Source organism: Streptosporangium sp. NPDC050284 (assembly GCF_044459525.1).
Taxonomy (GTDB): domain Bacteria; phylum Actinomycetota; class Actinomycetes; order Streptosporangiales; family Streptosporangiaceae; genus Streptosporangium.
The window spans coordinates 648,337-669,399 of sequence record NZ_JBITIZ010000002.1 but is presented as its reverse complement, the minus strand read 5'-3'; the positions used below and the strand labels follow the sequence as shown (position 1 = coordinate 669,399).

Annotated in this window: 17 protein-coding genes; 5 read left to right on the top strand and 12 right to left on the bottom strand. The window is 69.7% G+C overall.

Annotated features, from left to right (window positions below):
* Window positions 1-104: 104 nt before the first annotated feature.
* The 3 genes from ACIBH4_RS07405 to ACIBH4_RS07395 all read right to left on the bottom strand — a co-directional run bounded on the left by ACIBH4_RS07405 (window position 105) and on the right by ACIBH4_RS07395 (window position 2,487).
* Window positions 105-1,274 (bottom strand): homogentisate 1,2-dioxygenase domain-containing protein, encoded by a 1,170-nt coding sequence (locus tag ACIBH4_RS07405; RefSeq protein ID WP_362520662.1) that lies wholly within the window; start codon window positions 1,272-1,274, stop codon window positions 105-107.
* Window positions 1,275-1,503: 229 nt separating this feature from the next.
* Window positions 1,504-1,956 (bottom strand): DUF1801 domain-containing protein, encoded by a 453-nt coding sequence (locus ACIBH4_RS07400; RefSeq protein WP_362768612.1) that lies wholly within the window; start codon window positions 1,954-1,956, stop codon window positions 1,504-1,506.
* A gap of 174 nt (window positions 1,957-2,130) precedes the next feature.
* Window positions 2,131-2,487 carry a VOC family protein gene (locus ACIBH4_RS07395; RefSeq protein WP_362520484.1) on the bottom strand — a complete coding sequence of 119 codons (357 nt, stop codon included), beginning with the start codon at window positions 2,485-2,487 and terminating at the stop codon, window positions 2,131-2,133.
* A gap of 217 nt (window positions 2,488-2,704) precedes the next feature.
* Between ACIBH4_RS07395 and ACIBH4_RS07390 the strand changes: the two genes are divergently transcribed.
* Window positions 2,705-5,485, top strand: coding sequence for an ATP-binding protein (locus tag ACIBH4_RS07390; protein ID WP_399171626.1), 2,781 nt, complete (start codon window positions 2,705-2,707; stop codon window positions 5,483-5,485).
* 37 nt (window positions 5,486-5,522) lie between these two features.
* On the opposite strand, the gene nhaA is transcribed toward ACIBH4_RS07390, so the two are convergent.
* The 3 genes from nhaA to ACIBH4_RS07375 form a co-directional block, all read right to left on the bottom strand.
* Window positions 5,523-6,839, bottom strand: coding sequence for a Na+/H+ antiporter NhaA (gene nhaA, locus ACIBH4_RS07385; RefSeq protein WP_362520478.1), 1,317 nt, complete (start codon window positions 6,837-6,839; stop codon window positions 5,523-5,525).
* A 250-nt stretch (window positions 6,840-7,089) separates the two neighbouring features.
* Window positions 7,090-7,902: an SAM-dependent methyltransferase gene (locus ACIBH4_RS07380; RefSeq protein ID WP_362520475.1), complete on the bottom strand. Its 813-nt coding sequence runs from the start codon at window positions 7,900-7,902 to the stop codon at window positions 7,090-7,092.
* Between the two features lie 124 nt (window positions 7,903-8,026).
* Window positions 8,027-8,659, bottom strand: a complete 633-nt coding sequence (locus tag ACIBH4_RS07375; RefSeq protein ID WP_362520472.1) for a helix-turn-helix domain-containing protein — start codon at window positions 8,657-8,659, stop codon at window positions 8,027-8,029.
* Between the two features lie 282 nt (window positions 8,660-8,941).
* On the opposite strand from ACIBH4_RS07375, the gene ACIBH4_RS07370 reads away from it, so the two are divergent.
* A complete protein-coding gene (locus tag ACIBH4_RS07370; RefSeq protein ID WP_362520469.1) occupies window positions 8,942-9,307 on the top strand; it encodes a response regulator in 366 nt (121 codons plus the stop codon).
* A gap of 60 nt (window positions 9,308-9,367) precedes the next feature.
* On the opposite strand, the gene ACIBH4_RS07365 is transcribed toward ACIBH4_RS07370, so the two are convergent.
* On the bottom strand, window positions 9,368-10,027 hold the full coding sequence (locus tag ACIBH4_RS07365) for a response regulator transcription factor (RefSeq protein ID WP_362520466.1): 660 nt from the start codon (window positions 10,025-10,027) through the stop codon (window positions 9,368-9,370).
* Between the two features lie 176 nt (window positions 10,028-10,203).
* On the opposite strand from ACIBH4_RS07365, the gene ACIBH4_RS07360 reads away from it, so the two are divergent.
* A complete protein-coding gene (locus ACIBH4_RS07360) occupies window positions 10,204-12,075 on the top strand; it encodes a DUF4118 domain-containing protein (protein WP_362520462.1) in 1,872 nt (623 codons plus the stop codon).
* Window positions 12,076-12,134: 59 nt separating this feature from the next.
* On the opposite strand, the gene ACIBH4_RS07355 is transcribed toward ACIBH4_RS07360, so the two are convergent.
* A complete protein-coding gene (locus tag ACIBH4_RS07355; protein WP_362520459.1) occupies window positions 12,135-12,881 on the bottom strand; it encodes a HAMP domain-containing sensor histidine kinase in 747 nt (248 codons plus the stop codon).
* A gap of 458 nt (window positions 12,882-13,339) precedes the next feature.
* Here ACIBH4_RS07355 and ACIBH4_RS07350 point away from each other — a divergent pair, with 458 nt between their 5' ends.
* Window positions 13,340-14,650: a hypothetical protein gene (locus ACIBH4_RS07350; RefSeq protein WP_362768618.1), complete on the top strand. Its 1,311-nt coding sequence runs from the start codon at window positions 13,340-13,342 to the stop codon at window positions 14,648-14,650.
* Window positions 14,651-14,672: 22 nt separating this feature from the next.
* On the opposite strand, the gene ACIBH4_RS07345 is transcribed toward ACIBH4_RS07350, so the two are convergent.
* Both ACIBH4_RS07345 and ACIBH4_RS07340 read right to left on the bottom strand, forming a co-directional pair.
* On the bottom strand, window positions 14,673-16,349 hold the full coding sequence (locus ACIBH4_RS07345; RefSeq protein WP_362768620.1) for a hypothetical protein: 1,677 nt from the start codon (window positions 16,347-16,349) through the stop codon (window positions 14,673-14,675).
* Window positions 16,350-17,038: 689 nt separating this feature from the next.
* The gene (locus ACIBH4_RS07340) at window positions 17,039-17,254 is read right to left on the bottom strand and encodes an EF-hand domain-containing protein (RefSeq protein ID WP_350945705.1); all 216 of its coding nucleotides are present in this window, start codon (window positions 17,252-17,254) and stop codon (window positions 17,039-17,041) included.
* 200 nt (window positions 17,255-17,454) lie between these two features.
* On the opposite strand from ACIBH4_RS07340, the gene ACIBH4_RS07335 reads away from it, so the two are divergent.
* Window positions 17,455-17,778: a hypothetical protein gene (locus tag ACIBH4_RS07335; RefSeq protein WP_362520449.1), complete on the top strand. Its 324-nt coding sequence runs from the start codon at window positions 17,455-17,457 to the stop codon at window positions 17,776-17,778.
* A 379-nt stretch (window positions 17,779-18,157) separates the two neighbouring features.
* Here the strand turns inward: ACIBH4_RS07335 and secD are convergent, their stop codons facing one another.
* Window positions 18,158-20,434 (bottom strand): protein translocase subunit SecD, encoded by a 2,277-nt coding sequence (secD, locus tag ACIBH4_RS07330; protein WP_362520446.1) that lies wholly within the window; start codon window positions 20,432-20,434, stop codon window positions 18,158-18,160.
* 208 nt (window positions 20,435-20,642) lie between these two features.
* On the bottom strand, window positions 20,643-21,035 hold the full coding sequence (locus tag ACIBH4_RS07325; protein ID WP_362768623.1) for a hypothetical protein: 393 nt from the start codon (window positions 21,033-21,035) through the stop codon (window positions 20,643-20,645).
* Between the last annotated feature and the right edge of the window lie 28 nt (window positions 21,036-21,063).

Here is a 21,063-nt window from a genome sequence, read left to right as displayed (position 1 = left end):
CGGGCCGGAGACCGTATCCGTGTTCGTGGTCACGTCCGGGGGCGCGCCCGCGTTCGTGTCCCGGCCTCGGGCCGCGTCCGGAGGCGGGTCCGGGGCCGCGTTCGTCAACGGGCCCACGTCCACGCGTAGGCGGGGTCCTCCACGGAGAGCCCGGCGGGACCAAGGTCGAGGGGGCGGAAGGTGTCGACCATCACGGCCAGTTCGCTCGTCTGCGTGTGGCCCTGCCGGACCGCCTCGATGACGGCTTCGACGGCGCCCGGCTGCGGGCCGTGCGTGAACCCCGCCGGGTGCAGGGAGACCGAGCCGACGTCGATGCCCGATCCCCTGCGCGCCGTGTAGTCGCCGCCCGCGTAGAACATCAGCTCGTCGGAGTCGACGTTGTGGTGGTTGTACGGGATCGGGATCGCGTCGGGGTGGAAGTCGAGCGGCCGTGGGCAGAACGAGCAGATCACGAAGTTGGGACCCTCGAAGGTCTGGTGCACCGGCGGCGGGGCGTGGGTGCGCTTCACGATCGGCTCGAAGTCGTTGATGTTGAACGCGTACGGGTAGAGGCAGCCGTCCCAGCCGACCACGTCGAACGGGTGGTCGCGGTAGACCAGCCGGGTGAGCCCGCCGCGCGTGCGGACGAGCACCGGCACCTCCTCACCCTCGGCGATCAGGGGCTCCTGCGGGGTGCGCAGGTCGCGCTCGGAGTAGGGGGCGTGCTCCAGAAACTGGCCGTATTTGGACAGGTAGCGCTTGGGCGGCCGGATGTGGCCGGCCGCCTCGATGGTGAACGCCGTGACGCGACCCCTCGGCACCCACCGGTGGATCGTCCCGGTGGGGACGACGACGTAGTCACCCTCCCCGGCCTCGATCGCCCCGTACGTCGACTCGAACCTGACCTGCCCGCTCGCGATGTAGACGCACTCGTCGCCCATGGAGTTGCGGTAGAGCCCGCTGGGTTCCTCGCTCGCGGCGTACGACATGCGGACGTCGGCGTTCCCGGCGATCAACCCGCGCCCGGAGACGAGGTCGCCCTGGGGCTTGAGGTCCTGGGTACGCAGGTGGCGGGGGGAGAGCGGCACGTTGGGGGTGAGGTTTCTCGACTCGTCGGGCTCGACGGCCTCGGCCTTGACGATCGCCGTGGGGAGGTGGCGGTGGTAGAGCAGCGACGAGTCGCTGGAGAACCCCTCCTCGCCCATCAGCTCCTCGGCGTACAGCCCGCCGTCGGGCCGCCGGAACTGCACGTGCCGCTTGCGGGGGATCTCCCCTACGACCCGGTAGTACGGCATCCACTTCTCCCAGCTCTGTCCGTTTATAGGACGCATACGTCCTTTATACGAACAACCATCTGTCAGGGGGATGGTAGATGTCAAACATCGTCCGAGGGTGTTCGTCCCGTGGAGGGGATCTCACCTCCGTCGGCGCCGCCCCGGTGACGTACGCGAGGCGACGCCATTCGAGCGAAGTGACGTATGACCCGACTTGGCGTAATTCGGTGCGCACATTCCCGGGCGCGCCTCAGCTCACCGCCTGCTTCACCAGCGCGCTGATCCACGCCTCCACCTCGGCCGTCACCTCGGTCAGGGCGAAACCGGCAGCCCACATCGTGCCGTCGTCCAGGTTCGCCTGGTCGCTGAACCCGAGCGTCGCGTAGCGTGTCCTGAACTTGGCCGCGCTCTGGAAGTGGCACACGATTTTGCCGTTCAGCGCGTAGGCGGGCATCCCGTACCAGAGCTTCGGCGCGAGGGCCGGGGCGTCGGCGGTGATGACGGCATGAACGCGCTGGGCCAGGATCCGGTCCGATTCCTGCATTTCGGCGATCTTCGCGAGCACGTCCCGCTGGTCCTGCGCCGCCTTGTCCGCGCGTGAGCTGCGGCGCGCCGCGTTCTTCCGCTCTTGGGCATGGTCCTTCATCGCGGCCCGCTCCTCGGCCGTGAATCCCTCGTACGTGCTGCTTTCGGTGCTGCTCATGGCGGATCTTCTCCTTGAGGATCTTGATTTTCGGGATCTTGAGAAGGGACCTTGTGGTCCTTTGTCGTGATGACGCCGTCGAGGTCGTCTCGCCGCCTGCCTCAGACGGATGCGATCTCCCACACGAACCCGTCGGCGCCGCCGAGCGGCGGACGCGTCAGGGGTGGGCGGCGATCAACGGTCCTGCAGAAGCCCCAGGACATTGCCGTCGGGGTCGATGACGGTGGCCACCAGGCGTCCGCCGCCGACCTCGTGCGCGGCCTCCTGGACGGTGGCCCCCGCGGCGATCACCTCGGCCAGCTTCGCTTCGATGTCCGGCACGTGCCAGTAGGCCACCGGCGAGGTCATGCCCTGCGGTCCACCGCCCGGCACCAGCCCGATGTGCTGGCCCTCAACCTCGAAGCCGACGTAGTAGGACGAGTCAACCTGAGGCGGGACACCGAGCAGGGCCGCATACACCGCCTTGGCCTTGGCCAGGTCGGACACCGGGTGCAGCACGGTCTTGATTCCCCGGGCGAAAGAGCCGGTCATGGTCACTCCTGTGGTTGTGGGCCTCATCGACCCGCTGTTCGCGTGTTCACAGCTTTGCTTCCGGCCTGCCGGGCCGGCATCCGTGGCGACCACGGAACCGTCCACGGACCGACGGCACGGATCGCGCCCAGTGGCCACTACGGATGAGAGCACGGAGGGGATGCGGCAATATGTGACAGTGATTGCGGCAACGGACATATCGCCCCGGGAAGCCGAAGTGTTGGAACTGGTCGGGGCCCATCTCAGCAACGCCGAGATCGGGGCACGGCTGCACATCTCGGTGCGTACCGTGGAGAGTCACGTCTCCTCGCTGCTGCGCAAGCTGGAGGTGCCGGATCGGCGGGCGCTCGCCCGCCGCGCGTCCGAGCCGATCGGCGTCGGCCCCTCTCACCCTGCACCGGTTCTGCCGGCCCCGCTGACCTCGTTCGTCGGCCGGGTGAGCGAGCGGGCCGAGCTGGCCGAGCTGATCAAGGCACACCGTCAGGTGACCGCGGTCGGTTCCGGCGGAGTTGGCAAGACGCGGCTGGCGTTGGCGGTGGCCGCGGAAGCAGCCGGCGAGTACGCCGACGGGGTGTGGTTCGTCGACCTGGTTCCGGTCACCGATCCGGATCTGATCGCCACGGCGGTCGCCGGGGCGCTCGGCCTCGGTGAGCAGCCCGGCCGCGACATGACCGAATCCGTGCTCGCCGCGCTGGCCGACCGCCATGCGCTGCTGGTGCTGGACAACTGCGAGCACGTGGTGGACGGGGTGACGCTGTTTCTCGAGCGGCTGCTGGCGACGTGCCCTCGGGTGACGGTGCTGGCGACCAGCCAGGCACGGCTGATGGTGCCGTTCGAACGGGTGTATCCGGTCCCGCCGCTGTCGCTGTCCGTCGACGGTGAGTCCGACGCGGTCGCACTGTTCAGGGAGCGGGCGGCGGCGGTGGGCCGGTCGCCGGATCCCGCACTGCGCGATCAGATCGCCTCGATCTGTGAGCGGCTGGATGGGATGGCGCTGGCGATCGAACTGGCCGCCGCCCGGTGTTCCACGCTCGGGCTGGACGGCATCAACGCGGCCCTGTCCCATCCGCTGCGGATGCTGACCGGCGGCTCCCGTGCCGATGAGCGGCACCGTTCGGTGCGGGGGGCGCTGGACTGGAGCCATGCTTTGCTGGAACCGGCCGACCGGGCGCTGCTGCGCCAGGTGTCGGTGTTCGTGGCACCGTTCACCGCCGCCGCGGCGGCGGAGGCAGCCGGATGCGAGGAAGGCATCGTCGCCGAGGGACTGGCCCGGCTGGCCGAACACAGCCTGCTGGTGGTGACGGGGTCCCCGAGCGGGACCAAGTACCGGGCGTTGGAGACCATCCGTCAGTACGGGGTGGAGCGGCTGGCCGAGGCCGGTGAGCTGGTCGACGCCCGATCCCGGCACGTTCGCTGGTGCCTGACCAAGGCCGCCGAGCTGGCGGTGGTGCGAGCCGACTGGCGGGCTCGGTTCGACGCGGTGGTGGACGATCTACGCGCGGCCCTGGCGTGGGCGGCCGACCGGCCGGAACAACGCACGGACGCGTACCGCCTCGCTCGGTTCATGGCGGAGTTGACCTTCGTCCGTCACCTGATCGGCGAGTCCCAGGGACGCTATGAGCAGGCCGCCGCGCTCGCCGACGACCCCGCCGCCGGGGCGTCGATGCTCAGGCACGCCGCGGCCGTGGCCGGCTGCCGGATGCACGGTGATGACATGCACCGCCTGCACCGCGCGGCTGCGGACGCCGCCGGCCGGTCCGGTGACACCGCCGGCGCCGCCCGTGACCTGGCGACCGCCGCCGCCAACGCCTACCGGTTCTCCGGAAAGTTCGTCCGGAAGCTGCCACAGGAGGAGGCGATCACGCTCATCGCCCAGGCGCGAGAGCTGGGCGGCGACGACCCGGCCGCCCAGGGCGCGGTGGCGCTGGCCGAGGCCGGGCGGGCGCTCACCGAGATCGGTGTCGCACCGGGCATGAACGACAACGCGATTCTCGTGGCGATCGCACGCGCCGAACGAGCGGTCGAACTCGCTCGCCGTACGGGTGACCCGCTCGCCGAGTCCGCCGCGCTCGATACGCTCACCTGCGCCCAGAGCTGGGCCGGCGACCCGTTCGCCGCCGCCGACTCGGCCCGGCGCCGGATCATGCTGCTCTCGTCCACACCGGATACCCCGGCCGGTACCCACGAGCTGATCGAGGCGCTTGGTGAGGTCACCGAGGCCGGCCTCGGCACCGGCGACCTACCGGGGGCCCGCCGGTGGGCACGGCGACTCGCGGATCATCCGCTGCTGGCGGAAGTCGGCCATCGTGCCACGAGCTGGCTCCTTGTGGCCGACGCGATGGTGGGCAACGTCGAGGAGGTACTCACGGGCAGTGTCCGGTTCCTCGACGCGTGGCAGCAAGCCGGCAGCCCCGCCAGGTCCGTCCTCGGCCCGCCGGCGGCCGCGGTGGCGATGATCCACGGCCTACGCGACGACCAGGACGCCTGGCGCGAATGGAGCACGGTCCTGAATCAGCTCGATTCCTCACCGGGGAACACCTACGGCTACGGGGCGGTCTTCGACGCGATGCTCCTGCTCCACCGTGGGCAGGCACCGCAGGCGCTGGAGCGGCTGGGGCCTGAGCCCGGCGAGGTATGGCAATGGGTCACCTGGATCTGGCTTCACTGGTATGTGGCGCTGCGTGCCGAAGCCGCCGTACTCGCCGGGAGTTCCGATGCCTGCGACCGTCTGGCCGAGGCTCGGACCGTCGTGGCCGGCAACCCGGTCGCCACTGCCATTGTGGAACGGGCCCAAGCGCTGCTCGACAACGACCGGGAGCGGTTGCTCGCCACGGCAGACGCGTTTGACGCCGCCGGCTGTCGTTATCAGTCGGCGCGGACCCTGGTGCTCGTCGGCGGCGACCACGCCGCCCGTGGCGCGGCCGCGCTGATCGATCTCGGTTTCGCCCCGATGGCCCCACCGGATGCGCCCCGAAGCCGTTTGCCGGTTCGATCTTGAGTACGGCCTGCCCGAGGTGTCGCCGGCAGGCGTCCTCTCAGGGGCGCTGCTGGTAGGCGTCGGGGATGCCGTCGCCGTCACGGTCGACGGTCTCGGCCTCGTGGATGCGCCGGTAGACGCGATTGCGCATGCGGAGGATGAGTGTCGCCAGCAGGGCCGCGACGAGGGAGCCCGTGAGGACCGCCACCTTGACGTGGGCGTCGCTCTCGCTGCCGGCCCCGAACGCCAGCTCCCCGATGAGGAGGGAGACGGTGAAGCCGATGCCGCCGAGTATCGCGAGCCCGGCCACGTCCACCCAGGTCAGGCTCTCGTCCAGGTCGGCGTGGGTGAAGCGGGCCACCAGCCAGGTCGCGGCCATGATCCCGATGGGCTTGCCGACCACGAGCCCGATGACGATGCCCACCGCGATCGGGTCGGTGAGGGCGGAGGCGAGGCCGCTCAGGCCGCCGATGGCCACCCCCGCCGACATGAACGCGAAAATCGGCACGGCCACCCCGGCCGAGATCGGTCGCATGCGGTGCTCGAAGTGCTCGGCCAGGCCGGGGCCGGCGCTGGGGCCACCGGCCCGCTCGCTGCGGACGACCGGCACGGTGAAGGCGAGCAGCACCCCGGCGACGGTGGCGTGCACACCCGAGGCGTGCATCAGCGCCCAGGTCGCGGTGGCGAGCGGTAGCAGCAGCCACCAGGCACGCACCCGGCGCCGCACCAGCAGGGCGAAGATCGCCAGCGGCACCAGCATGCCCAGCAGGGGCAGCAACGACAGGTGCGCGGTGTAGAAGAGCGCGATGATGGCGATGGCGAGCAGGTCGTCGACCACGGCCAGGGTGAGCAGGAAGGTGCGCAGCGCCGTGGGCAGGAACCGGCCGACGACCGCGAGCACGGCCAGCGCGAAGGCGATGTCGGTGGCCGTCGGGATCGCCCAGCCCTTGCCCGCGTAGTCGGCCGCGTCGCTGGAGAGGGTGACGAGCAGATACAGCCCGGCCGGGACGATCACACCGCCGAACGCCGCCGCGACCGGCACCGCCGCCCGCCGCACCTGGCGCAGGTCACCGGCGACGAACTCACGTTTGAGCTCCAGCCCGGCCACGAAGAAGAAGATCGCCAACAGCCCGTCGGCGGCCCAGGTGGCGAGGGTCAGATCCAGGTGCAGGGCCGCGGGCCCGATCCTGATGGCGCGCAGCGCCTCGTAGGCGCCCGACCAGGGGGAGTTCGCCCAGATCATCGCCGCCACCGCGCCGACCAGCAGCAGCGCTCCGCCGACGGTCTCCCCGCGCAGGATGTCGGCGATGCGGCGGGCCTCGTCCCACGAGCCGCGGCTGAACAGGCGAGGTGTGCCGGGAGAGGTGTTGCCCATGTGAGCTCCGCTTCAGGGGTCGGGTCGGACACTGCCGACCAGACTTCCCGGCGCACCGCCGTTCACCATACCCGTGGGCTCGGCGGAACCGGGTGGAGGGTGCCCCGTGTCAGGGCCGCCTGTGGCGCGGGTGCCCGGAGGTCGTCCGCGGTAGGGGGCCCGCGCCACGGTGATCCCGAGGTTCAGGGCCGTCGTGGCGCGGTCGCACGCGGTCGCACGCGGTCCGGCGGGCCTGAGGGGCAGGGCCTGCTCAGGGCTTGCGGCCCACGGCGCAGAACTCGTCCACCTCGCGGAGGCCGCCGACGATCGACGGTCCCGGACGCCAGAGCGGGCACGAGACCACGCCGGGTTCTACCGGTTCCAGCCCTTCGAAGTAGCTCTCGATCTGCTCGGGGCTGCGGAGGGTGTACGGGACCGAGCCGGCCTCGTTCCAGATGGCGATGGCCTTCTCGAACTCCACACCTCGGATCACGTTGGTGCCGTCGGCGACCGCCAGGTAGCTGCCGGAGGGCAGGGCGGCGAGCAGGCGGCGTGTGATCGTCCGTCCCTCTTCGATGTCGGTGATGTGACCCAGGATGTTCATCAGCATCAGCCCGACGGGCCTGTCGAAGTCCAGGGTGTTCCCGGCGGCCTCCAGGATCCTGTCGGGGTCGCGCAGGTCGGAGTCGATGTACTCGGTCGCGCCCTCGGAGGTGCCCGTCAGCAGGGCGCGGGCGTGCGTGAGCACCATGGGGTCGTTGTCGACGTAGACGATGCGCGCGTCCGGGGCGACCCGCTGGGCGACCTGGTGGGTGTTGTCGGCGGTGGGCAACCCGGTGCCGATGTCGAGAAACTGACGGATCCCGCCCTCGCCGGCCATGTACTCGACGGCGCGGGAGAGGAATGCCCTGGACGAGCGAGCAATATCGACGATGTCAGGAAAAATCCCGACGAACTGGTCGCCGATTTCGCGGTCGATGGCGTAGTTGTCCTTGCCGCCGAGCCAGTAGTTCCAGATGCGGGCGGAGTGGGCCACGCTGGAGTTGATCGTGGAGGCATTGTGCGGGGAGGTCTCGTCGGACACGACCTGCTCTTTCTCTGATGCAGGGGAAGGAAGATCCTATTTTGCCATCTTGCCGGTTCCGTGCCGCTCTTGTCCGCATTTGTCTATTTATTTGATTATTTAGCTGGCCGATGGTGAGGAAACCTCAGGTCAGCGAGGCGGACAGCTCCTCGGCGGCGGCGACGACCCGGGGCCCCACGGTGTCCGGGTCGAGCCGGGTGAAGGCGACCACGCCCACCGACGCCTCCAGCCAGGGGAGACCGGCCACCGGGGCGGCGATGCCTCTCGCCCCCTCCTGGAGCTGACCCTCGGAGAGCAGATAGCCGGTGCGGCCCTCGCGCAGGGCGAGGATGGCCAGTCCCGCCGCACCCCGGCTCAGCGGGTGGCGGGAGCCCTCGCGGTAGGCGACGTGCATGTTCGTCCAGGAGGGTTCGACCACCGCCACGGCGAGGCCGTCGTCGCCCTCGGCCACCGTGAGGTGCGCGGTCGCCCCCACCTCCTCGGCCAGCCCGCGCAGGGCGGGGAGGGCGCCCTCCCGCAGCAGCGGCTGCACCGCACGGGCCAGGACGAGGACCCCGAAGCCCAGGTGGACCCGCCCGCCACCGTCCCTGCGGACGAAGCCCTCGTTCTGGAGGCTGGTGAGCAGCCGGTACACCGCCGGGCGGCTCAGCTCCAGCTCCGCCGCCAGCTCCGTGGGGGTGTGACCCCGCCGCCCGTCGGCGAGCAGGCGCAGCAGGCGCAGGCCGCGCTCCAGGGTCTGCGAGGATTCGGCCGGCATCTAGGAGGCCCGCTGGGCTGGAAGCATGTCCCGATTATCGCCCGGTATCCGGGATGCCCTCCTGCCGGGAACCCCGCTCGGGTGCGGGCCGGAGGCTCCTGCGAGGGCGGACGTCCCTGCAGAAGGTGGGGCCTTGCGGGGGCGTCCCGGCAGGAGGTGGGGTCTTGCGGAGCCGAACGTCCCGGTAGGGGGCAGGAGCCGGTGAACCGTAGAAGCACTCCCGCATCCGATTTTCCCGCTAGCTGCAATGTCAGGAAGCCGCCTCCCTGAAATCCTTGAGGCGTGGCCATACGCTGTCTCATCGTCGACGACAACGATCACTTCCGCTGCGCCGCCCGCGCGCTGCTCGAGGGGGAGGGGATCGCCGTGGTCGGCATGGCCGCAGCGAGCGACGAGGCCCTCCGGCAGGTCGACGACGCCCTGCCGGATGTCGCGCTCGTCGACATCGATCTCGGTGAGGAGAACGGCTTCGAGGTGGCCCAGCTACTCGTGGACGGTCGTCGCCGCCCTCCACACGTCATCCTGATCTCGACATACGAGGAAGGGGACCTCGAGGAGATGATCGCGAGCAGTCCCGCTGTCGCGTTCCTCTCGAAATCCGCCCTTTCCGGGGCGGCGATCCGTGAGATCCTCCAGGAGGCCGGGTAAGGAGGGGGATTTTCACCGGTGACATCGTGCTTTCGTGGCCGACGTCCTCGTGATCGTCTCTCAGCGGGAGTCGAGGAAGGTCAGCACGGCGAGAACGCGGCGGTGGTCGTCCTCCGTCCCCGGGATCTGCATCCTGGACAGGATGCTGTGCACGTGCTTCTCGACCGTCCCCTCGGTGATCCAGAGTTTGTGCGCGATGCCGGAATTGGAGCGCCCCTCGGCCATCAGGGACAGGACCTCCATCTCACGCGTCGTGAGAAGTCCCAGCGGGTCGTCCCGGCGATGGGACCTGATGAGCTCCTTCACGAGGCTCGGATCGACGACCGAGCCGCCCTGGGCGATGCGCTCAAGCGTCTCCACGAAGTCCTCCACGCCGGTGACCCGGCTCTTGAGCAGGTAGCCGACCCGATGCCCCGCCGCGAGAAGCTCCATCGCCTCCTCCACCTCGATGTGCGCCGACAGCAGGAGGATCCCCGTCTCGGGAAACTCCTCGCGGATCACCCGCGCCGCGTCAAGGCCCTCGTTGGTGTGGGTCGGGGGCATTCGGATGTCGAGAATGACGAGATCGGGCCGGTGCAGCCGGACGAGGGCGAGAACCCCCTCCGCGTCCCCGGCCTGGCCGACGACCTCCAGGCCCGACCGCGACATGAGGCTCGCCATCCCCTCGCGGAAAAGCACGTCGTCGTCCGCCAGCGCTATTCTTATGCGGTCCTCGCTCACCGTTCTCGCCTCCTTTCCCACTGGTTTTCGCCGCATTCTTGTTACAGAAACGGTCATGCTGGATCAAAGGATTTATTCCTTTGTCGCTCCGGGTGGCCGTCTATGCGCCGCCAGACCGGAATTCGGCCGGACAGGAGCCGTCAACCCCTCTCTGACATGCGAGTATCTTAGTCTCTATGCCGGAACGGCTGCTGTCGTTGTTGCTGCGCACAAAGCGTCCACCCCTCTCGTTGGGGATCATCTGTGTCGTCCTGAGTGTCGCGGCGGGAGTTCTGCTGTCTCTTCTCCTGGAGAGCATGGCTCCGGGCATTTCCCTGGGAGGGGTCTATCTTCTCGGCATTCTGCTGATCTCGCTGGAGTGGGGGCTGGGGCTGGGGCTGGTGAGCGTGGTCGCCAGCGCCGCCGCCTTCGACTACTTCAACCTTCCGCCCCCGGGGACCCTCTTGCTTGAGACACGCTGGCTCTGGGCCCCGCTCCCGATTTTCATCGTCGTCGCGCTGACGACCAGCGCGATCGCTGTACTGGCGCGCTCACTGGGCATCCGGGCGGAGCAGCGTCGTCGCGAGGCGGACCTTTCCACACGACTGGCCCACATCCTGTTGCGCGCGGAGAATCTGCGGGCGGCGCTGCCACCGGCCTCGCGTCTGCTGGCGGAGACGATGGAGGCGCCGAACGCGGAGATCCGGCTCGGGGAGGTGCCCGCGGATGAGGGAGGAGAGGCGATACCGCTCACGGAGAACGACGTCAGGACCGGCACACTGCTCCTGCCCGCCCGCCTTCCCGAGGCCATACGATGGCGCCTGCGTGAGCGGATGGTGCCCTCCCTGGAGGCGCTGCTGCTGGCGGCCCGTGATCGCGAGAACACCGGGATCGCCCTGGCGGCGAACCGTGACAAGCTCCGCCGGATCGCGGAGGAGCAGATGGCGCTGCGGCGCGTCGCGACACTCGCGGCGCAGGGCATCTCCTCGTCGGAGCTGTTCAGCGCGGTCGCCTTCGAGGTCGGGGCCCTCATGGAGGCGGAGCACGCGGCGATCACTCGCTACGACCCCGACCACGTGACGGTGGTGGGCTCGTGGAGCCGGCAGGACTGCTTGGAGAAGACGCTGCCGATCGGCTCGGAGTGGCCACTCGACGAGGTGAGCCTCGCGGCCATCATGATGAAGACGAGGCGTCCGGCACGAAGGACCGATTACGTGAAAGGCGCCGGGGCGATCGCGAGGTGGTCGAAGGCGGGAGGGATCGTCGCGGGGATGGGCGCTCCCGTGATCGTCGACGGGAGCCTGTGGGGCGGGCTGCTCATCTTCTCCAGCACCTCGCAAACGAAGTTCGAGGAGATGGAGGAACGCCTGCTGGACTTCGCCGAGCTGGTCGGTACGGCCATCATGAAAGCCCAGGCCCGCGCCGATCTCGCCGCCTCCCGCGCCCGGATCGTCGCCGCCTCCGACGCGACCCGCCGCCGCATCGAGCGCGACCTGCACGACGGAGCCCAGCAGCGCCTGGTCTCGCTCGGGCTCGAACTGCGCGCCATGGAGTCATGCGTTCCCCCGTCGATGACGGAGCTGAGGAAGCAGATCTCCCACACGGTCCACGGGCTGACCGGGGTCGTGAACGATCTGCAGGAGCTCTCACGCGGTATCCACCCGGCGATTCTCTCGAAGGGCGGGCTCGTGCCCGCGCTGAAGACGCTCGCGCGCCGCTCCGCCGTTCCCGTCGATCTCGAACTCGACTCCGTCCCGCGCCTGCCGGAGCGCGTCGAAGCGGCCGTCTACTACACGGCGGCGGAGGCGCTCACCAACGTGGTGAAGCACGCGCACGCCTCCGTGGTGTGCGTCACCCTGGGCATGAACGGATCGGGCATCCGGCTCTCGGTCCGCGACAACGGAAGCGGGGGAGCCGACTACGGCAAGGGGTCGGGGCTCATCGGGCTCAAGGACCGTGTCGAGACGCTCGGCGGCAAACTGAAGGTCGTGAGCAAGGACGGGGAAGGGACAGCGCTCTCGGTGACGGTGCCGGTGGTGACGGTGCCGGTGGTGACGACGCCTTCGTGACGGTGCCGAAGGGCGATCACGGCTCGCCGGTGACGGGCGAAGGGAGATCGGGCCCGGCATCAGAGGTGTGCGGACACCTGGTGATCGGCGAGCGGAAGGCGGAGGACGAAACGCGCGCCGCCCATGGCGGAGTCCTCCACGTCGATGGTTCCCCGATGGGCTGTGGCGATGTCACGGGCGATCGTGAGGCCGAGCCCGGTGCCTCCCTGGGTGCGGCAGCGTGCCGTGTCCAGGCGGGTGAACCGCTCGAAGATCCTTTCACGGTCGGCGGCGGCGATGCCCTCGCCGTCGTCGGCGACGGCGAGTTCGCCGTACTGGCCGTTCCTGCGCACCTCGACCAGCACCGCGTGCCTGGCGTGGCGCTGGGCGTTGTCCAGGAGATTGGCGAGGAGGCGGGTGATCTCCACGTCGACGACGTTCGCCCGCACACCGGGGACGACCCGCAGTCTTATGGGGACGCCCTTCCCGTGCCGGGAGACCGCGGCGCGGACCATTTCCCCCAGATCCACGTTGACGAACGAGTCAGGCGTGTTCGCCCCCACCTTGGCCAGCACCAGCAGGTCGGTGACGATCGTCTGGAGTCGGCCGACGCCCTCCAGCGCGTCGTCCAGAAGCTCGTCCAGCTCCGTCTCGTCGGGGTGTAGCCGTGCTTCTTCCAGGAGTGTCCGAAGCCCGGCGATCGGCGTGAAAAGCTCGTGCGAGGCGTCGGACACGAAGCGGCGCTGCTGGGTCAGTGAATGATCGATTCTGCTTCTGGCGCTTTCCAGCCGGTTCAACAGATTGCCGGTCGCCAGCGCGAGATACATGATCTCGTCTGCCCCTGGAAGGCCGTGGAATCCGTTGCTCGGATTCTTGGCACGCGGCGACATGAGAGTCCGTTTCGGTATGCGTCGAGGAGTGCTCTTTCGTCGACGGCGGTGGAGCCTCTCACCCACGGCTTGACGGCCGGGGGAGTCCTCCAGCTCTGGACAGTTACCCACGTCATCATCATTACCCGGCCCGTTGCCCGTCGTCTGCGCTGGCAGCCTCCGTTCGGCACCCCATGCCACCGGGCTCCGGGCATTCCCGCTAGCCGTAATGCCCAGGTCCTCTCGCGGGGACGGTCCACGCAGGTGTGACGGGGGTGCCCGGTGTGATGGCTGGTATGGGTTCGACGGGATATATCGGAATGCTGATGATTCCCTGACCGGGGCTGTCGGGTCCACCGTGATCTGGGTAAAGTGCGGGTCGATCGTTTTGTCCAGTTTGCCGGGGAGTTCAGACCATGCGACTTACACTGCGCCGGGCCCTCGCCATGGGTGCCACGCTCGCGCTCGTCGGTGTCATGACCCCCGCGGCCGCGTACTCGCAGGACGATCCCCGCAGCTGTAACGACACGATGGGACCCGACACCCCGGCCTACGTCGTCTGCCACTGGCTGGCCAAGCCCGACGAGGCCCTCGGGGTCGCGCTGTTCTGGGGGGCCGACGACAACGCCAACCTCAAGGAGGCGACCCCGAGCGACGGCAAGTTCATCGACTGCTCGGCCGCCGGCTCGGTCTGCCCGGAGCCGCCCGGTGGTGGTTCCGAGGGCGACGAGAACTCCCCCTTCCCCGAGGGGGCCGGAGAGGGCGGCGTGCCCGAGTGCGAGGAAGGCCAGCCGTGCTCGGTCGACGGGCACGGTGAGGGCGGCGACGGCACGCCCTCCAGAGCCGAGCAGACCGGTACCTCCACCGCGAAGAACGTCCAGGATCCCGCGATCGCGGCCGCGGCACTCACCCCGGCCGGCCAGGCGATCACCGCGGCGAAGGCCCTGCAGCTGAGGGTCTGGATCGACACCGAGCTGGCCGACGACTGGAAGGCCGGCACCGAGACCTTCACCGCCGCCGTCAAGCGCATCGGCGCGCTGGCCGCGCGTCCCGAGGTCGCGGGCATCCGGTTCACCTCCCAGCTGGGCTACAACACCACGTTCACGACGAACGAGGAGGTCGCCGCGTTCGTCACCGCGGCCTCCGACGCCCTCCGCCAGGCCGCGCCCGGCAAGCGGCTGGGCATCCACACGGTGGTACCCGAGCTCGCCTGCGGCGCGAACGACACCTGCAAGGCCGAGATGCGCAAGCGGTACCCGCTGCTCGCCCCCGAGAAGATCGAGTCTCCCCTGATCGCGGGCCGCGTCGACCAGATCTCCCTGGACACCGGCCTGCTGTACGGCGGCTACGACACCTGGAAGATCAACGCCGAGCAGGCCCACCTCAACCAGTGGATCCAGGTCCGCGCCCGGTCGTGGGACGTCCTCGCCCAGGTCGCCGCCGAGGAGACCGGGATCGTCGGCGAGGTGACCGCGGAGAAGGTCGTCTCCCGGCTCTCGGTGCCCGTCAAGGACAACGCCGCCCAGCAGGTGAACGTGTGGACGAGTGTCCAGGACGCCCAGGGCGCAGTGAAGAGGCTGACCGCCTGGGACCAGCTGAAGAAGCTCGCCCCGATCCAGCGCCGCCTCGCCGCCGTCTACAACCCGGCCAACCCCGAGACGGACATGACCGCCGACCTCAAGAAGCTCTCCGAGGTCTTCGGCCAGATCTATCTCAAGACCGCCTGACGCGTCGCGGCCCTTTCCGGCGTCACGTTCCCCCGAGATCGGCGAGATGCTCCATGGCGGTGAGGTCGATCTCCATCGCGCTCGTCCCGGGGGGCAGGCCCAGCGCCTGAACCGTATCGGGGCGCAGCTGGCCCGCATGGCCCAGCACGGCCTCGCCGACGAGGAGCTCCAGGCAGCGTCCCGGCAGCCAGGGCACGTACTCGGTGGGCCGCGTGACCAGCCCGGCCCCCATGACGTGCGCCGCCGTACGCGCGGCGTCGACCGCGCGGGCCCACGACGACTCGCCGGTGAGGGCGGCGGCGAGGTGCCTGGGCTGGGCGGGGATCGCGGCCTCCAGCGCGTCGAGCTGGGCGCCGGTGGGGCGGCGATCCGCGCTGGGGCGGGGCGGAGGGGCGTCGCTCGTGAGGGGTGCGAAGACCACCCCCTGCTCGAAGAGCGCGGGGACGAGGTTTCCCCGTTTGAGGTTCAGGCCGAGCGTCGTGAGCAGCCCGGGGAGAAGCGTGGTGCGCAGCGACGGCTCGCGCGGGCTGATCGGGTTCGTGAGCGTGAGCGTGGCGCGGCGCGGATCGTCGGGTGCCAGGCCGAAGGCGTCCCAGGCGGCGTCGCAGACGAAGGGGAAACCGGGTGTCTCGACGTATCCCGCTCTCGCCAGCGCGTGCCCGATCCGCCGCCGCAGGTCCTGTGACGGGGGCAGCCCTCCACCGGCCTCCCGTCTTCGGGTGCTCCCGGCGCGGTGGCCGCCGCGCGCCAGCGGGATGATCTCCATGTCGGGCACGGCCCGCGCGGCGGGCACGGCCCGCGTCATCGCCGTGTTCGTGACCCTGTCCAGGGGAAGGAGCATGGGCCGCGACCTGCCGGGGGCGAACCCGTCCATCTGAAGGGGAAAGCGGACGTCGCCGTCGACGACGTCGCGCATGTCCTTCAGCCCGTGCCGGAGCATCAACGTGCGCTCGATGCCCATGCCGAAGGCGAAGGCGCCGTATCTGTGCGGATCGACACCGCAGGCGGCCAGCACCCGGGGATGGACCATGCCGCACCCGCCCCACCCGATCCATCCCTCTCCACCGCACGTCCCGCACGGATCCGAAGGGGTGCCTTCCCGGAGAGCCCTCGCCGGGTCCTCCTTCGGGAGGTCACGGCAGACCGCGCACTCCACGTCCACCTCGGCCGACGGGTCGGCGTAGGCGAACCGGCGGGCGCGGAGCCGGGTCGCCGTGCCCCTGCCGAACATGGAGACGGCGAAGTGGTCGAGGGTCTTCTTCAGGTCGACCATGGTGAGGCCCACGTCGACGGCGAGGCCCTCGACCTGGTTGAACACCGGGCTGTGGGTGACGTCGGCCGCCTCGGGACGGAAGACGCGGCCCGTGCAGATCACGCGGAGGGGCGGGGGCGTGCCGAGCATCGCCCTCACCTGCACCGGTGAGGTGTGCGTACGCAGCAGGAGGCCCGACCTCCGGCCGGAGCCCGCGGGGTTCTCGATGTGGAAGGCGCGTTCTGGGGCGCGGGCGGGGTGGCCGTCGTCCATGTTGAGGGCGTCGAAGGCGAACCACTCGGCCTCGACCTCGGGCCCCTCGGTGACGTGGTAACCGAGGTCGAGGAAGAGATCGGTTATCTGCTCGGCCATGATGGTCACCGGATGCCTGGCCCCACGCGAGTCATGCGGCGCACTCCCGGCGCTGCCGCTGGATGCGCTCCTCATCTACTGTTTCTGCCTTCTTCCTCTGTGAGGCTTCCCGGGAGGGCCGGCTCTTGAGGCGGTCAGGCGAGAGCCGCCGGATCGCCTTCCGGTCGGGATGTGACGGGAAGCGAGCGGAAGCGCGGATCGTGGCGACCGGACGACCTCACGCGTGAGACGCGAGATCACCTTCTGGAAAGGGACGGGCGTGCGAAAACCGCTCGGGAACATCGGTGTTCACACGTCAATCCGAGCCTTCGCTACGCCTTGCGCTCATATGACTACCCAAAGTTATTGCCCGGTCAATGGCGCGTCAACATGCCACCAGGTCGGCGACGGGAACGGCGGCGAGGGCGGGGGGAAGGCCGGTGGGGGGGCGAGGGTGAGAGAGGCGGGGCGAGACGGGAGGGTGGGGTGGAACGGCGGGACCGGATCCGATCGGGGTGCCCCTGCCCGGGTGGGGTGGGGTGGGGTGGGCTGTCCCGATCGGATCCGGTTCGCCGACCGGTCCGGGGCCCGGTGTCCGGATCGGCTCCGGGGTGCCGGGGCCGACTCGGCCTGAGGTGTTCGGATCGGGTCCGAGTGCTCAGGTCGGTTCGGCCTGAGGTGTTCGGATCGGGTCCGTGGGCCGACCGACTCGATCTGAGATGTCGCGGGCGGGCCCGGGCGTTCAGGTCGGTTCGGCCTGAGGTGTCCGGATCAGGACTGGAAGGTCAGCTCGGCCGGGTCTGGGCGAGGTAGTCGGCGAACTCCTCCAGGGAGATGAGGCCGTCACCGTCCTGGTCGATCCTGGCGACGGCCGCCGCGGCCGCCTCCGGGGTGATCGGCTGGCCGAGCACCTCCATGAGTCTCGTCAGTTCGGGGATCGAGATGAGGCCGTCACCGTCAACATCAACGATCTTGAAAGTTGTCGCGTAGTCGTCCGCCACGATTGCATCCGCCTTCGGCAGCAGGGAAATCAGACGCCAAGCACACTAGCGGGATTCGAGGCACATCTTCCGATTGAAAGCGGAGTATTCACCCCGGAAGGGGGCGCCGCCGATTCGATCGGCGGCGCCCCCTTCGGTCCCGCGTCCCCTCACGTCGTCCCGCGTTCCGCCGGCGTCATACCTTAGGCGTGGATGCCGGTATGGACGCCGGCCGTGCGGGTGATGCGGATGTCGATGTGGACGGCCCGGTAAGGGCCGGGCGGGGGCGGGTGGACGGTCAGGCCCGTGCGCCGGCCATCGCCTGGCACGCCTCGGCGCATGCGCGGCAGGCGTTGGCGCACTCCTTCATCATCGTGTCGCTGCCCATGGACATGCACGCCTCGGCGCACTTGCTCGCGACCTTCGCGCACATCGCGGCCATCTCCATCGCCATCGGCGACTGGCGCATCATCATGTCCGCGCACATACGGGTTATGTCGGAGCAGTCCATGAGCGGTGCCATCATCGCCGTGTCGGCATGCTGACCCCCCTGCCTCAGGCAGTAGGACATGGTCTGCTCGCAACGGCTGTGGCTCTCCATGCAGGCATCGATGCACTTCTGCATCTGAGGGCTCATCTTCACCGCGTGACTCATACTTTCTCCCCGTTTTCGTGACCGGCATCGCTTTGACGGCCAAAGGTGTCGCAACAGGGTTGTGCCCCTGCCGGATACCTCTGCTCGCCGGGGAGTTCCGCCTTTAGCCGCAGATGGAAATAGTTTTGTGTATGAATTCACCCTTAATTTGTAGGGTTAACGGGAAAAAGGGGGCGGCGGTCCGAGCACCGTGCTCGGACCGCCGCCTGGCCTCCGTTCCCGGGTTCGTCCCGGGCCTCGGCCAGATCACCTCGGTCGGATCGCCGTTGTCAGACCACCGCGCCCGAACCCTCACGAGCCCGTTTCGGCCCCTTCTGCTTGGGCGGGGGCGGAGTGCCGGGGCTGCGCTTCTCCAGCTCGATGGCGAGCGGCCCCGCGACCAGCGCGGAGGAGAGCGTGCCGACGACGATTCCGATCAGCAGCGCCACCGCGAAGTCGGTGAGCGAGTCACCGCCGAGCACCGCGAGCGCGGCCAGGATGAACAGCGCGCCCAGGCCGGTGTTGACCGTACGGGGGATCGTCTGCAGGATCGAGGCGTTCGTCACCTCGGCGAACGAGGCCTTCGGCCGTGCTCCCCACAGTTCGCGGACCCGGTCGAAGACCACCACCTTGTCGTTGACCGAGTAGCCGATCACGGTGAGCATCGAGGCGAGGAACACCCCGTCCACCGGCTTGCCCATCCACGCGAACGCGCCGATCACGATCGCCGCGTCGGCGGCGAGGGCGAGCACCGCCGCCAGCCCGAACGTCCAGCGGAACCGGAAGGCGAGATAGGCGAGCTGCGCGGCGAGCGCGACCCCCAGTGCGATCAGCGCGTTGCGGCGCAGCTCGTCCCCGAGGCTCGGCCCGATGAGTTCGTCACGCTCCTTGGTGACCTGCGCACCCTGGCTCTCCAGCGCGTTCTCGATCCGCACCACCTCGGCGGGGCTGATCTGTCCGGTCCTTACGGAGATGTCGTCGCCGGAGGTCTGCACCACCGCGTTGGGGAACCCGGCCTCGCTGACGAGCGCGCGGGCGGCGTCGGCGGTCATCGGGGTGCTCGAGGAGTACTCCACGAGCCTGCCCCCGGTGAACTCCACGCCGAAGTTGATCCCTCGCACCGCCACTCCCGCCACGGAGGCGGCCACCAGCACGCACGTGACCAGGAGATACAGCGCGCGGCGGCCCATCAGGTCCGGCTTGTGCGTGTTCAGCCAGGTGCGGACACGGCCGATGCTGGACAGGCCGGTCATTCTGGGCCGTGAGGCCACGCCCTGGAGGGACACCGCCCACTGGGCTATGACGCGGGTGATGACCATCGCGGTGATCAGCGAGGCGATCACGCCGATGCTCAGTGTGACGCCGAAACCGCGTACCGGTCCGGACGCCAGGAAGAACAGCAGCCCGGCGGCGAGCAGCGTGGTGATGTTGGAGTCGGCCACCGCGCTCCAGGCGTTGCGGAAGCCCTTCTCCAGCGAGCCCCGCAGCCCCGGCTCCGCCTCGTACTCCTCCCGGGCCCGCTCGAAGACCAGCACGTTGGCGTCGACCGCCATGCCGATCGCGAGCACGAAGCCCGCCAGCCCCGGCAGGGTGAGTGTGGCGCCGAGCCCCACGAGCGCCGCGTACGAGATCAGCGCGTAGCAGGCGAGGGCGAAGGCGGCGATGAGGCCAACCAGCCGGTAGATCACGATGATGAACAGCGCGGTGAGCACGATGCCGATGACCGCGGCCTGGGCGCTGGCGGTGATCGCGGCGGCGCCGAGCGTCGGGCCGACGGTCCGCTGCTCGACGATCTCGACGGGCACCGGCAGCGAGCCGCCCTTGATCAGCAGGGCGAGATCCGAGGCCTCCTCCGCGGTGAAGGTGCCGGTGATCTGGGTGGAGCCGCCGGCCAGGCCGACGTTGCAGCCCACGCTCTCGTTCACCTGGGGTGAGACGATCACCTTGGAGTCGAGCACGATGGCGACCCTGCGCTTGGGGTCGCCCGGCTGGTTACAGGCGGCCTGGCCGGTCAGCTCGGCCCACTCCGCACGTCCGCCGTCGCGGAAGTCGACGGTGACGAACCAGCCACTGCCCTGCTGGGCGTCGATCCCTGCCTGGGCGTCGCTGACGCCGTCACCGGTGAGTGCGGCCGGTCCCACGTGCAGCGGGTTGCCGTCCTCGTCGGGCAGGATCAGCTCGCCGTCCTTGGGCTTGGTCTCGTCGGCGGGGTTGGGGACGGCGATGACGGGGTGGAAGGTGAGCTGCGCGGTCTTGCCGATGACCTCGGCGGCCTTGGTCGGGTCCTGCACGCCGGGCAGTTCCACGATGATGCGCCGCTCGCCGGAACGGGCCAGCGGCGCGTCCGCGACGCCCAGGCCGTCGGCCCGGCGGCGGAGCACCTCAAGGGTGCGGTCGGTGGCCGCCGCGTCGGCCTTGACGGTCGGTGAGTCCTGGGTCTCCAGTACGAGCTGGGTGCCGCCGCGCAGGTCGAGACCGAGGCGCGGCGACATGGTTAAAGCGATGAACAGCGAGGTGGCGATGACGGCGAACGCCGCCACCGCGCGTACCAGCGGGGCACGCGACATGGAAGCCTCCACAGGCTGGGAAATTGTCCTCGGGAATGCCGGAGGTGCCTTTTCCTGGACGTCGGCATGTCTCGCGTACGGGAGAGACACCTTCCAGGCGCGACGGCCTCCGGAAGGACGACCTTCGAAAAGGCGGCCTTCTGCCCCTTGGGGGAAGGAAAGGCGTGCTCCGGGTACGGCGAAAGGCCCGGAAGGGCTCCGGGACGATTCAGCCGACGGTGGAGGCGGGTGGTGCGCGCCCCGGCCTGACGAGCAGGGCCGCGAGCGGACGGGTGTCGTCGTCGCGGGTCGGGCGCGTGCCCAGGCCGGTGGCCAGGGAGAGGTGCCGGAGGTCGGACGGCGGGGTCGCGAGCGGATGGCCGCCCCCGCCACCCAGCAGGCCGATCCCCGCGACGGAGAGGCCGGAGACGAGGGCGTTCCTGTGCCCGACGTCGGAGACCGGGCGGGAGGGCCGCTGATGCTCGCCGGAGACCTGGGCGACGGTGGAGTGCCGCAGGAGGACGGCGGCGGCGCCGCCCCCGCTCAGCCCTCCGGAGACGAGCATCGGCAGCAGGAGAGCGAGCAGCCAGCCGAAGGGCGCGCCGCGCCTCAGCTGTCGCATGATCTCCTCCTGGCCATTCCATCCACCG